Below are 12,207 nucleotides of genomic sequence, written 5' to 3'. Positions count from 1 at the left end.
CTCTGGACGTTGGTCGAACGCCGGCGCTCCCTACCGTTCCTGGCCCGGCCTTGCCACGCCGTACATCTCCCACGCGATCTTCTTCAGCAGGGCCTGACCGTCGTCGCCCTCCTTGTAGAGGTCGAAGTGCGTCTTGCCCGGCAGGAACCGGATGTCGCTCCTGGCATGCAGGCCGTCGAGGGTCTCTTTGAGCAATTTCGCAGAGCCATCCAGGTAGAAGGTGTCCGCCGTACCCACGATGACGTGGATCTTGCCGTCGAGGTCGGGTTTCAGCGCGGGCCACTGCGTACGCAGGCGCTGCGCGATGTCATAGTGCGCCCGCCAGTAGGCGGCGACGGCCGGATCCACGGCGCCCGTATCCCGATTGAACATGGGCTGTGGCCGTCCGTCCTTGCCCCGGGGCGAGAAAACCCACTCGAAGGAAGCGAGCTGACCGCCGTAGGCGCCCAGCACGCGCTCCAGTTTCGCGAACGTCTCGAAAGTCGCGATGACCTTGCCCTTGTCGCGCACCAGCGGGTTCTCGCTGCCGTCCGGCTTGCGATAGGCGTTGGCGCCGGGTTTGGAAAGGTCGATGCCCGTGAAGTCGCGGAAGTCGCTGGGATCCGGCGATGTCGACCACGTCCCCCCGAAGATTTTCGGGTAGCGCGTCTGCAACCACAGCGTTGCCCAGCCGCCGGAGGAATGGCCGTTGAGGAAACGGCCACTCGGCTTACCGTCCATGCGATAGCGGCCCTCGAGCCAGGGGATGTACTCGGTCGTCAGCGCCTGCCCCCACGGTCCGTTGTTCACCGAATCGGCGAACTCGTGCGTACCGGTGGGGCCGGACTCGTCGAGGAGCACCCAGATCATCGGCGGCATTTCCTTCTTCGACATGGCCAGCCACAGCGCCGCGATGGTGCCGGCATAGCGGTCGAAGCCCCCGGTGAAGCCATGCGTCAGGTACACGGTGGGATAGCGCGTCATGCCGTTCGGATCGTAGCCCGGCGGGGTGACGACCCATGCCCGGATGGATTGGGAATGCCCGGCGAAATCCGTGAGCAACCGGCTTTCCAGCACTTCGGCGTGGGCATGTCCACGCGCTTCCGGCAGCGCGTCGCGCACGGCCTGCGGCGCTTTCGGCGAAAGCGCCCAGGGGTCGGCCGGCGGAACGGGCTTGCTCAGCTTCAACGGTGGCACGGTGCCACCGGGCGTCAACGTCACCTTCGTAACCTCGCTCACGAGGTCGCCGGCGTGCCGGCCGGAGTAGTTGTAGTCGTGGCCGACGTCGAGCACGGCCTGGAAGTAGTAATCGCCGGAAGGGAGCGACGAGAAGCCGGCCGGGAAGGCCTCCCCGTCGGTATCGAGGTCCACCGACTGGCCTGGCGCAATCCAGCTCACCTCGCGCGCCGCCACCGATACCGCCTTCGGCTGGAACGGATTCGTGTCGACCGCTTCGGGCTTGTCGCTCCCCGACACCGGCGTCGCGAACACGAGTAGGCGGCCGGACGTGCCGGGACTGCCGATGCCATCGAGGGAAACACGGACGATGCGATGCGCGAGCGGCGCCTCGTCGGCCTGGACGGCGGTCGCGCCACCCAGGAAAGCGAGCGCGGCGAGCGCGCAGGGAAGGTTCTTCATCGGGTGGTCCCCTCTCGGGCCGCGGGAGCGCGGCGTGGCAACATGGCCGATCCTGCCACGACACGAGGAACGAACGGAATGGATGCGGAGTGGATCAGCCGCCACGCACTGTCGATCTGGGCCCTGTTGCTGGCCACGGCCCTGGGTGTTGCCGACCTCGCCTGGCGCCGCGCCGTTCACCGGCGCGAAGGCCAGGACGCCGCGGCGCGCGCCATCCTGCGGCCGGCGACCACGATCGCCGTGGTGGTCGCCATGCTCACGATCGCGGCCGCTATCGCCGTGGAAGTGCGCGACGCCGCCGGCCTCACGGCATTCGACGCTGCGCTTGCCGGGCAGTTGCGCGCGAACATGCCGGACACCGCACTGCGTGCGATCGCCCTGCTCACCCACGCCGGCGACGCGCTCGTGCTCGGCGTGGCGACAGCCGTCGTCTTCCTCCTGCTGCTGTGGCGCCGGCACCGGCGTCTCGCCGGTGCGTGGATCGCCGCACTCCTGGGCACTGCGCTGATCAATTCGGCACTGAAGGCCTGGTTCCAGCGCGAGCGGCCGCTGCACGACCACGGTTTCATCGTGGAACACAGCTACAGCTTTCCGAGCGGCCATGCCTCGGGCTCGATGGTCTTCTACGGCATGCTCGCCTACGTGTTACTGGTGCTCTGTCCGCCGCGCTGGCACCGCGCCGTCGTGGTCGCCTCTGTCGCGATGATCACCCTCGTGGGCATCAGCCGCATCCTGCTCCAGGTGCACTATTTCAGCGATGTGATGGCGGGCTATGCGACGGGTTTGGCCTGGGTAACCCTGTGTGCCGGTACCGCCGAGTACGTTCGCCTGCGCGAGGGGCGCCGGGCCACCGCGTGATTTCATGCGACCGTGACGGCGCGGATGCTTCCTTGTGCCGATGCCGACACCGTCCCACGCCCTGCCCTTCGCCATCGTGATGAACACCGGTTCGGGCCACGGCGAGGCCGAAGCCGCCCGTGATGAGATCGCGCGAGTGCTCGATGCCGCCGGACGTCCCTACCGGTTCTTCCCGATCGACGGCGCGCGAGACATCAAGGACGTGGTACGGGAAGCCGCCGAGCATGCGAAAGCCAGCGGCGGCGCGCTCGTGGCGGCGGGCGGCGACGGCACCATCAATTGCGTGGCCGGCACGGCATGGCAGGAAGACCTCGTCATGGGTGTGCTGCCGCAGGGCACGTTCAATTTCGTCGGCCGCACCCACGGCATACCGTCCGGCACCCGGGAGTCCACCGAAACGCTATTGCGCGCCACGCCGAGCGACACCCAGATCGGCATGGTCAACGACAGGGCCTTCCTCGTGAACGCGAGCCTGGGTCTTTACCCGCAGGTGCTGGAGGATCGCGAGGCCTGGAAGCAACGTTTCGGCCGGCACCGTATCGTGGCCTTGTGGTCCGGACTTGCCACGATGATGCGCGGGTACCGCCCGCTGCGTATCGACGTGAGCGACGGCGCGCGTACCCGTTCGCTGCGCACACCCACGCTGTTCGTCGGCAACAACGCGTTGCAGCTGGAAAAGATCGGCTTGCCCGAGGCGGACGATGTGCGCCGCAACGACGGTACGCTTGCCGGCTTGATGTTGAAACCCATCGGCAGGCTGGCCATGCTCGGCATCATCCTGCGCGGCGCGCTCGGCAAACTCGGCGACGCGGAGCACGCCGTGAGCTTTCCTTTTCGCGAGATCACGGTCGTGCCGAAGGGCCATGGCCATGCGATCAAGGTGGCGGTCGACGGGGAAATCGTCTGGCTCAAGCCCCCCATCGTTTTCCGCGCCGCCCCGCGCCCCTTGCGCCTGCTGACCGATGGGGAGCGCCAGCCGGGGGAGGATCCGGGTTGAGCCTCGTCGTGCAGATCTCCGACCCGCATTTCGGCACCGAACGGCCCGACGTGGTCGCGGCCTTGCACGAGGCGATCGTCTCGCTTCGGCCCGCGCTGATCATCCTGTCGGGTGACCTGACCCAGCGCGCCCGCCGGTCGCAGTTCGCCGCGGCGCGCCGGTTCATCGACGGGTATGCACTGCCGACGCTCGTCATACCGGGTAACCACGATGTGCCTCTGTTCAACCTGTTCGCGCGCGCGTTCGATCCGTTCGGGAACTACAGGCGCGCGTTCGGCCGCGACCTGGAGCCGGTATTCGAGAACGCCGACGTGCTCGCCATCGGCGTCAACACCGTGCGGCCCGCCCGACACAAGAACGGCGAGGTCTCGGACGCGCAGATCGAGCGCGTTTCCACCCGCCTGCGCTGCGCCGCCGGGAACCAGCTGCGCATCGTGGTCACGCACCAGCCGGTGCATGTCATACGCGAAAAGGACGTGCAGAACCTCCTGATCAACCGCGAGCGCGCGATCGCCGCGTGGGCCGAAGCGGGTGCCGACCTGGTGCTCGGTGGCCATATCCACCTGCCTTACGTACGGCCCCTCGACAGCGAAACGCAAAAACTTGCGCGGCCGCTCTGGTCCGTGCAGGCGGGCACCGCCGTGTCCAAGCGCATCCGCGAAGGCATCAGCAATTCGTTCCACGCGATCCGGCGCGACCGCGCCGGCGAGTGCACGGTGGAACAGTGGGATTATGACGAAGCGGCAAGGCGGTTCGCTGCGGGCAGCCGGACGTCGATCCCACTGAGGCCCTGAGGGTGGCGGGGCCGCCTTTGGTCGCGACTTGTCCATACAAGTTGTCGACGTGTCGCAGGTCTACTATCGGGCCGTCCATCCAAGGGGCCACGCCATGAGCTATCCAGCCGCACCACGCCGTTCCGCCGTGGCCAATGCCGTTTATGGCCTGCTGAATCCCATTCCTTTCGGGTTCTTCGTAGCCGCCCTGATCTTCGACATCGCCTATGCCAAGACGGGCACCATCCTCTGGGCGAAAGGCGCCTCCTGGCTGATCACCTTCGGCCTGCTGCTCGCGATCGTGCCACGCCTCGTCAACCTCACCCAGGTCTGGATCACCTCGCGCCGGTTCGGCACCGCCGCGGACCATGTGGATTTCTGGTTGAACGTGGTCGCCATCGTCGCCGCCATCCTCAATGCTTTCGTCCACACCCGCGACGCCTACGCGATCATGCCGGCTGGACTGTGGCTGTCCATCGTCACCGTGTTGCTGATCGCCATCGGCAACGTGGTCATTGCGGTGCACTATTCGACGGCTCGGGAGATCCTCCATGACTAAGGCAATCCGACCCGCCGCCCTCGCCTTCTCCTGCGTGCTGGCGCTGGGCGCCTGCAGCGGGAAAAGCCAGCAGAATCCCGCCGACCAGGTGGGCAGCGATCCGTCGCTGCCGAAGGCGAGGAACTTCCTCCTGCCGCCGATGCAGGTGCCGCGCTACACAGGGTGGAAGGAGGGAGCCACACCCACCGTCGCGCCGGGCCTGAAGATCGAGAAGATCGCCGGCGACCTCAAGCATCCGCGTCAGTTGCTCACGCTCCCCAACGGCGACGTACTGGTCGTCGAAGCCAACGGACCGGGCGAGGAAGCGGTCACCACTCCGAAGCAGTTGATCGCGGGCATGGTCAAGAACACCTCGGGCAAGGGCGCGAAGGGCGGCGACCGCATCACGCTGCTGCGCAAGACCGCTTCGGGCGCATGGGAGCAGCACACGTACATCGAGCACCTGCATTCGCCGTTCGGTGTGCAGTTGATCGGCAACACGCTGTACGTCGCCAACACCGGTGACATCGTGACCTTCCCCTATACGGAAGGCGCGACCCGCATCGACGCGCCGGGTACGGAATTCACCGACCTGCCGTCGACGGTCAACCACCACTGGACCAAGGCGCTGCAAGCCAATGCGGACGGCACGAAGCTGTACGTGGGCGTGGGGTCGAACAGCAACATCACCGAGAATGGCCTGGAGGTCGAGTACCGCCGCGCCAACGTGCTGGAAGTGGACGTGGCCAGCCGTGGCAGCCGCATCTACGCATCGGGTATCCGCAATCCGACCGGCCTGCAGTGGGACCCGACGATGAACACCCTGTGGGCGATCGCGAACGAGCGCGACGAGATCGGCGACGACCTCGTGCCCGACTACATGACCTCGGTGAAGGAAGGCGCGTTCTACGGCTGGCCATACAGCTATTACGGGCAGAACGTGGACACACGCGTGAAACCGCAGCGCCCCGACATGGTGCAGAAGGCGATCAAGCCCGATTACGCGCTCGGTTCGCACGTGGCCGCGCTCGGCTTCCTGCTGAGCCAGCGGAACGCATTGCCCGCGCAGTACCAGAACGGCGCGTTCGTCAGCGAGCACGGCAGCTGGGACCGTTCGCCGCTGAGCGGCTACGCGGTGGTGTTCATTCCCTTCCAGGACGGCAAGCCCGTCGGCAAGCCGCAGACACTGGTGAGCGGTTTCTACTCCAAGGACGAAAAGGAACTGTACGGTGCGCCGGTGGGCGTGGTGTTCGACAAGGACGGCGTGCTGCTCATCGCCGACGACGTAGGCAATACCGTGTGGCGCGTCTCCGCCGCCGGGCCTTGATAGTTACCTGTGGGAGCCGCTTCAGCGGCGATGGGTGCTTGCCCCAGGCGTGCCCGCTGCCGCGGGATCGCCGCTGAAGCGGCTCCCACAAAGCGGCGGCTCTCACAAGGCATGCTCCTACGCGTATTGCATCTTGCGGGCCATGCCGCCGTCCACGGTGAAGTTCTCGCCGGTGATGAAGCCAGCCTGCGAGGAAAGCAGGAACAGCGCCAGCGCGCCGATGTCCGGCGGGAGGCCCGCACGTCCCACGGGATGTTGCGCATGGTCCGCCGCCGAGAGCCTGGGCTTGCGGCGAGCCGAGGGTTTCTTCCACTCGTCCACAACGATCCAGCCGGGATTGATCGCGTTCACCCGCACCGGTCCCGCACTGATCGCCAGCGCGTGCGTGAAGGCCACGATGCCGCCCTTGCTGGCGGCATAGGCTTCGGTGTCCGGCTCGGACTGGTGGGCGCGCGAGGAGGCGATGTTCACGATGGCACCGTTGCTTTCCTTCAACGCCGGCAGCGCATGCTTGCTGCAAAGGAAGGTGCCGCCGAGGTTGGTATCGATGCGGCGCTTCCACTCGCTCCATTCGAGGCGTTCCAACGGACCCGTTTCCGGATCGGCGATGCCGGCATTGTTCACCAGCCCGTCGATCCGCCCGAAGCGGCGCAGCGCGCTGCCGACGAAGCGTTTCACGCTGGCCTCCTTCGCCACGTCGAGCACGAGGAACGCGGCGCGCTCGCCGACGTTCCACTCGGCGAGGCACGCTTTGCCGGCTTCGGCGTCCAGGTCGCCGATGACCACGCTGCCACCAGCCTCCAGCACCGCCTGCGCAATGCCTTTGCCGATACCCTGTGCGCCGCCGGTGACGAGCACGACCTTGCCCGGCCATTCGATGGCGGCGGGCGACGGCGACGGGGATGCATGTTTCGGGGCTGGCATGGGTTCACTCCGTACGGTGACACCGCGATCGTCCGCGCGACGCCGTGGAGGAAATGTCATGCATGACGGTAGTAATCCACCTCGCGATACTTACGTGCATACAGGCCGAAGGCCAGCGCCGCCACGGCGGCGAACGCCGCGAAGAAGAACATCTGGAACGCGGTCGCGCCGATGCCGGTGCCTGCGATGCCTGCCAGCACCGCGTCGTTGCGCACGCCCGCGTTCGCCAGGAGCACCCAGAGGTTTCCCACGGTAACGCTGAGGGTCCAGAAGCTCATCAACGTTCCCTTCATCGACGGCGGTGCCTGGCTGTAGGCGAATTCCAGACCCGTCGCCGACACCAGCACCTCGCCCATGGTGAGGAAAACGTAGGGCAGCAATTGCCATGCGATGGAAACGGCGTCGCCACCGTCGATCGCAAGCTGGATGAGGCCCACGATCACCCAGGCGATGGCCGAGAACACGATGCCCGCGGTCATGCGACGGAGCGCCGTCGGCTCGATGCCCATGCGGCGCAACAGCGGAAACAGCACGAGGTTGTTGAACGGAATCAGCAGCAGCACGAGGGCGGGATTCACCGCCTGCATCTGCGCCGGGTGCAGCCAGTCCGGCATGCTCATGGCGTTCGCCTGCAACACCCAGGTGGAGGCCTTCTGGTCGAACAGCGACCAGAAAGGCGTGACCAGCGCGAACACCAGCAGCACGCGCAGCACCGCGGCCACGGCATCCACCGCCTCGTCCGGGTGCTTTCCGCGGGCACGATCGATCTGCAGGCGGGTTCCGATGCCCATGCCGCCGAGAACCAGCACGAAGGCGAGGCACAGGGCGGCGACGATGCCGAGCGTGGGCATGAGGGCGAGCGAGCCCGCAGCCAGGACGAAGGCCGCGCCGGCGACCGCGAGACCGGGCCTCCCCTGCCCGGGCGCATGCGCCAGAAGGGCCGTGCGAACAACCTTGGTGAACCCGTGCGGATCGCTTCCGGACGGAGGCAGCATCACGTAATGCCTGCGTCCGCTCCAGAACACCACCGTGGCGACGAACATCAGGGCCCCGGGGATGCCGAAAGCCACCGCCGCGCCGTAGTGGCGAAGGAAATACGGCATCGACAGCGACGCCAGGAACGACCCCACATTGATCATCCAGTAGAACGCGTCGAACACCACCTTCGCGAGGCGCCGGTTGCTCTCGTCGAACTGGTCGCCGACGAAGGCGGCCACGCAGGGCTTGATGCCGCCCGCGCCCAGCGCGATCAGCGCCAGCCCCGTGTAGAACCCAGGCACGCTGTGCTCGAACACCGCGAGGCACAGGTGTCCCACGCAGTACAGGAGGCTCAGCCAGAGCACGGTGCGGTACTTGCCGAACCACCGGTCCGCGAGCCAGCCGCCGAGCAAGGGGAAGAAGTACACGCCGATGACGAAGGTGTGGAAAACGTCCTTGGCGGCACCCGGCCTTTCCCCCTCGGGCAGGTACATCAGCAGCGACGTGACCAGGAACGGGGTGAGGATGTTGCGCATGCCGTAGAAGCTGAAGCGCTCGCAGCCCTCGCTGCCCACGATGTACGGGATCTGGCGCGGCAGGCGCGGGCGTCGCGGGGCGTCGGCGTCTAGGGTGGTCATGGCGTTCCCGGTGCAGTGAGCAACCGCGGGATCCTAAACGAAACGCTCAGGCGCGCCGCGCTACGCTTGTATCCATGCCCACTCCTGGAGCCATCATGCAGCCCATTCGCACCGGCCTCATCGGCTATGGCACGGCAGGCGCCGTCTTCCACGCGCCGCTGATCGCGGCCGCGTCAGGACTGCGCCTGACCGCCATCGGCAGTCGTCGGGTGGACGAGATCGCCCGCGACTTTCCCGAGGCCAAGGCTTACGAAAATCCTCAATCACTTATCGACGACCCTGACATCGAGCTGGTCGTGATCGCCACGCCCAACGACACGCATGCCGCCCTCGCCCGTGCAGCGCTGGCCGCGGGCAAGCACGTGGTGGTGGACAAACCGTTCACCCTCGATGCCGGTGAGGCCGAGGCACTGATCGCACTGGCCGCTGCCGCGGGACGGAAGCTGTCGGTGTTCCACAACCGCCGCTGGGACAGCGACTTCCTGACGGTGCGGCGCCTCGTCGACGACGGCCGGCTCGGCGAGGTCGCCTACTACGAGGCGCACTTCGATCGCTTCCGCCCGGAGATCAAGCAGGGGTGGCGCGAAACGGAGGTACCGGGCGCCGGGCTCCTGTACGACCTCGGGGCCCACCTCATCGACCAGGCGCTGGTGCTGTTCGGCATGCCACGGGCCGTCACCGCCGACGTGACCCGGCAGCGCGCCGCCGCGCGGGCCGACGATTATTTCCACGTCGTGCTCGATTACGGGCGGCGGCGCGCGGTGCTGCATGCGTCGGTGCTGGTGCGCGATCCGGGCCCACGCTACCTCGTGCACGGTGACGGGGGCAGCTTCGTGAAGTACGGCATGGACGGTCAGGAAGCGGCGCTTCGCGAGGGACGCCGCCCGGGCGGTGAGGGATGGGGCGAAGACGACCCGGCCCTGTTCGGCCGCTTCACCGATGCAGACGGCACGGTCGCGACGATCGATTCGCTGCCCGGCCGCTACACGGCCTTCTACGAGGGCATCGCAGAGTCGATTCGCGACGGCTCGCCGCTTCCGGTGGAAGCGCGCGAGGCGCGCGATGTGATCCGGGTGATCGAGGCCGCGCAGATCAGCGCAGAAGAGCGTCGTACGATCGCTCTGTAAGGCATCCGATCCATTGTGGGAGCCGCTTCAGCGGCGATGGGTACTCGCGGCAAGCCGGCCCGCTACCGCGGGATCGCCGCTGAAGCGGCTCCCACAGGTGTTCAATGGTCGCCGGCGGCCACAGGACGCGACGGATCGCTGACCCACCCGCTCCACGACGGTGCATACAGGCGTGAGCCACACAGACCGGCGTAGTCCATCGCCAGGAGGTTGTGGCATGCCGTGACGCCCGACCCGCACATGTGCACGACGTCTTCCGGCGGATGAGGACCGATGATCGCCCTGAACGCGCGCCGCAGTTCCTCGGGTGCGCGGAAATATCCTTCGGCGTCGAGGTTGTCGGCGAACGGCCGGTTGCGCGCGCCAGGGACGTGGCCCGCCACGGGATCCAGCGGTTCGATATCGCCGCGGAAGCGCGGTGCCGCGCGCGCATCCAGCAGCAACAGACGGCCGCTGGCCAGACCCTCGGTGAGTTCGTCCGCCGTGATGGCCTGGTAAAAACTCACGTGGACGGCAGTGGGCTCGCGCACCGGCAGCGCATGGTCCACGGGCAGCTCCGCCTTCACCCATGCGGGCCAGCCGCCATCGAGCACCGCCACGTTCTCGATACCCGCCAGACGCGCCAGCCACCAGAAGCGTGCCGCCGCCAGCGAGCCTCCCGCCGCGTCATAGACGATCACCTGGAGGTCGGGCCGCCAGCCGGCGGCGGCGAGCCATGCCGAGAAATCTTCCGCGGAAGGCAATGGATGCCGCCCGCGGCCATTCGACGGCGAACGCATGTCCGCCAGGTCGCGATCGAGGTCGGCGCGCACCGCGCCGGGAATGTGCGACACGGCATAGTCCTGGTCGCCCTTGCCCGGATCGCGGCCACCCGGCTGGTTGAGGTCAAACCGGGCATCGACGAACAGCACGTCGTGCGCCGGCAACTGGGCGGCCGTGGCCGCGTCGATGAGTGTGCGTGAAATCAGCATGGGTGTCCCATCCGCTTCAGCAGGTTGAGGAGGATCGCGGCCGTCACACCCCAGATGCGGTAGCCGGCATGGAGGAATTCGACCATCTCCCGCCGGTGACCGCGGAAGTCCATGGTGTAACGGCGGAGGTTCGCCGGCTCGAGGAAGAACGCGAAGGGCACCTCGAACACTTCCGCGACCTCGCCCGGATCCGGTTTCAGCGTCGCGTCGGCCGCGACCCGGGCGACCACGGGTGTGACGGAATAGCCGCTGATCGTCTCGAACGCCTCCAGGTACCCCAGCGGCGTGACCATGTCGGCGGCGAGGCCGATCTCCTCGTGGCTCTCGCGCAGTGCAGCGGCGACGACGTCCGCATCGGTCGGCTCCACCCGTCCGCCCGGGAACGCCACCTGCCCCGCATGCTGTTGCAAGGTGTCGGTGCGCAGCGTGAGCAGGAGGTTCTGTTCGCGGTCGTCGCGGATGCCGATGAGCACGGCGGCCGGTCGGCGCGGGCCGGTGCCGATCAGTTCGGCCATGTCGTCATGGTTCCAGCCGCGCGGGCCCGGAGGCGCTTCCAGCGGAAGCAGCGCACCGCGCAACCGGGCGAGCATGTCGTCCATCAGGCGCCTTCCCGGAGGGGCAGCACTTCATCCATGAGCCGGATCTTCTCGGCGTCGCTCATCCTCGTCCATCGGGCGATCTCGTCGCCCGTGCGCAGGCAGCCCATGCAGAGGCCACGCGTGTCGAGGCGACACACGCCGGTGCAGGGGCTGAGGGGCAACGTGGGGGAGGAAGCAATGACCATACCTGCGGTCATTGTAGCGTCATGGCACCGGTGGGAGCCGCTTCAGCGGCGATGGGCGGGACAAGGCAGCCGCTGCCGCGGGACCGCCGCTGAAGCGGCTCCCACGACTACTGGACGTCCATCAGTTCGATTTCGAACACCAGCGCCTCGTTCGGCCCGATGCGAGGCAGTTCGCCACGTTCACCGTAGGCCAGCGCGGGTGGAATCACCACCTTCCAGCGGTCGCCGACGCGCATCCGCGGGATCACGTCCTGCCAGCCGGGAATGACGCGGTTCACCGTGAAGGTGACGGGCTTGCCGTGTGCGTAGGAGCTGTCGAATTCGGTGCCGTCGATGAGCGCACCGCGATAATTGACGACCACCGTGCTGGTGACCTTCGCCTGCGGGCCGTTACCCTTCGCCAGCACCGCGTACTGGATGCCGGAAGGCAGCGTGACCACACCGGGGCGTGTCTTGTTGCGGGCGAGGAAGTCGGCACTGCGCTTCGCGTTGGCCGCGGCGACGCGCCGGAACTCCACGACGGAGTCGCGCTGCACCTTGGCGTCGAAATTCACGAGCTGCTGTTGCATCACGTCGATCGGCACACCGGGCGGGCGCTTCGCATAGCCGTCCTGCAAGGCCTTCACCAGCACGGCGATGTCGACATCGGGCTGCGCGCTGTTCGCGAACTGTGTG

At 67.3% G+C, this 12,207-nt stretch carries 11 protein-coding genes and 1 pseudogene; 6 read left to right on the top strand and 6 right to left on the bottom strand.

Annotated features, from left to right (window positions below; translation table 11 throughout):
• Positions 1-30 precede the first annotated feature (30 nt).
• Entirely contained in the window at positions 31-1,617 is a 1,587-nt protein-coding gene (locus tag ACPYOD_RS10885) for an alpha/beta hydrolase (protein WP_481301757.1), read from the bottom strand.
• Positions 1,618-1,659: 42 nt separating this feature from the next.
• On the opposite strand from ACPYOD_RS10885, the gene ACPYOD_RS10880 reads away from it, so the two are divergent.
• The 5 genes from ACPYOD_RS10880 to ACPYOD_RS10860 all read left to right on the top strand — a co-directional run bounded on the left by ACPYOD_RS10880 (position 1,660) and on the right by ACPYOD_RS10860 (position 6,110).
• Positions 1,660-2,475 (top strand): phosphatase PAP2 family protein, encoded by an 816-nt coding sequence (locus ACPYOD_RS10880; protein ID WP_481301756.1) that lies wholly within the window; start codon positions 1,660-1,662, stop codon positions 2,473-2,475.
• A 40-nt stretch (positions 2,476-2,515) separates the two neighbouring features.
• Positions 2,516-3,472 carry a diacylglycerol/lipid kinase family protein gene (locus ACPYOD_RS10875; RefSeq protein WP_481301755.1) on the top strand — a complete coding sequence of 319 codons (957 nt, stop codon included), beginning with the start codon at positions 2,516-2,518 and terminating at the stop codon, positions 3,470-3,472.
• Positions 3,469-4,266, top strand: coding sequence for a metallophosphoesterase family protein (locus ACPYOD_RS10870; RefSeq protein ID WP_481301754.1), 798 nt, complete (start codon positions 3,469-3,471; stop codon positions 4,264-4,266). The genes ACPYOD_RS10875 and ACPYOD_RS10870 overlap by 4 nt, the downstream gene beginning before the upstream one ends.
• A gap of 94 nt (positions 4,267-4,360) precedes the next feature.
• Positions 4,361-4,804: a DUF2231 domain-containing protein gene (locus ACPYOD_RS10865; protein WP_481301753.1), complete on the top strand. Its 444-nt coding sequence runs from the start codon at positions 4,361-4,363 to the stop codon at positions 4,802-4,804.
• Positions 4,797-6,110 (top strand): PQQ-dependent sugar dehydrogenase, encoded by a 1,314-nt coding sequence (locus ACPYOD_RS10860; protein WP_481301752.1) that lies wholly within the window; start codon positions 4,797-4,799, stop codon positions 6,108-6,110. Before ACPYOD_RS10865 ends, ACPYOD_RS10860 begins: the two co-directional genes overlap by 8 nt.
• A 117-nt stretch (positions 6,111-6,227) precedes the next feature.
• Here ACPYOD_RS10860 and ACPYOD_RS10855 read toward each other — a convergent pair whose 3' ends face one another.
• Both ACPYOD_RS10855 and ACPYOD_RS10850 read right to left on the bottom strand, forming a co-directional pair.
• On the bottom strand, positions 6,228-7,034 hold the full coding sequence (locus tag ACPYOD_RS10855; RefSeq protein WP_481301751.1) for an SDR family oxidoreductase: 807 nt from the start codon (positions 7,032-7,034) through the stop codon (positions 6,228-6,230).
• A 56-nt stretch (positions 7,035-7,090) separates the two neighbouring features.
• Positions 7,091-8,650 carry a POT-type proton-dependent oligopeptide transporter gene (locus ACPYOD_RS10850; RefSeq protein ID WP_481301750.1) on the bottom strand — a complete coding sequence of 520 codons (1,560 nt, stop codon included), beginning with the start codon at positions 8,648-8,650 and terminating at the stop codon, positions 7,091-7,093.
• A gap of 95 nt (positions 8,651-8,745) precedes the next feature.
• Between ACPYOD_RS10850 and ACPYOD_RS10845 the strand changes: the two genes are divergently transcribed.
• Positions 8,746-9,777, top strand: coding sequence for an oxidoreductase (locus ACPYOD_RS10845; protein WP_481301749.1), 1,032 nt, complete (start codon positions 8,746-8,748; stop codon positions 9,775-9,777).
• A gap of 101 nt (positions 9,778-9,878) precedes the next feature.
• Here ACPYOD_RS10845 and ACPYOD_RS10840 read toward each other — a convergent pair whose 3' ends face one another.
• The 3 genes and pseudogenes from ACPYOD_RS10840 to ACPYOD_RS10830 form a co-directional block, all read right to left on the bottom strand.
• A complete protein-coding gene (locus ACPYOD_RS10840) occupies positions 9,879-10,748 on the bottom strand; it encodes a sulfurtransferase (RefSeq protein ID WP_481301748.1) in 870 nt (289 codons plus the stop codon).
• A pseudogene (locus ACPYOD_RS10835) lies at positions 10,742-11,544 on the bottom strand (CoA pyrophosphatase). Before ACPYOD_RS10835 ends, ACPYOD_RS10840 begins: the two are co-directional and overlap by 7 nt.
• Positions 11,545-11,639: 95 nt before the next feature.
• A partial coding sequence (locus ACPYOD_RS10830) for an FKBP-type peptidyl-prolyl cis-trans isomerase (protein WP_481301747.1) occupies positions 11,640-12,207 on the bottom strand: 568 nt, incomplete at its 5' end.

The organism is Luteibacter sp. HAY1-4A (assembly GCF_056755355.1).
Note: the sequence above shows the minus strand (reverse complement) of the source record. Positions and strands in the feature narration are given on the sequence as shown.

Bases quoted from the DNA above. Each gene is read 5' to 3' on its own strand.
- ACPYOD_RS10845 (WP_481301749.1), top strand. From the start codon at position 8,746: ATGCAGCCCATTCGCACCGGCCTCATCGGCTATGGCACGGCAGGCGCC.
- ACPYOD_RS10880 (WP_481301756.1), top strand. From the start codon at position 1,660: ATGGCCGATCCTGCCACGACACGAGGAACGAACGGAATGGATGCGGAG.
- ACPYOD_RS10840 (WP_481301748.1), bottom strand. From the start codon at position 10,748: ATGCTGATTTCACGCACACTCATCGACGCGGCCACGGCCGCCCAGTTG.
- ACPYOD_RS10850 (WP_481301750.1), bottom strand. From the start codon at position 8,650: ATGACCACCCTAGACGCCGACGCCCCGCGACGCCCGCGCCTGCCGCGC.
- ACPYOD_RS10860 (WP_481301752.1), top strand. From the start codon at position 4,797: ATGACTAAGGCAATCCGACCCGCCGCCCTCGCCTTCTCCTGCGTGCTG.
- ACPYOD_RS10855 (WP_481301751.1), bottom strand. From the start codon at position 7,034: ATGCCAGCCCCGAAACATGCATCCCCGTCGCCGTCGCCCGCCGCCATC.
- ACPYOD_RS10875 (WP_481301755.1), top strand. From the start codon at position 2,516: ATGCCGACACCGTCCCACGCCCTGCCCTTCGCCATCGTGATGAACACC.
- ACPYOD_RS10885 (WP_481301757.1), bottom strand. From the start codon at position 1,617: ATGAAGAACCTTCCCTGCGCGCTCGCCGCGCTCGCTTTCCTGGGTGGC.
- ACPYOD_RS10865 (WP_481301753.1), top strand. From the start codon at position 4,361: ATGAGCTATCCAGCCGCACCACGCCGTTCCGCCGTGGCCAATGCCGTT.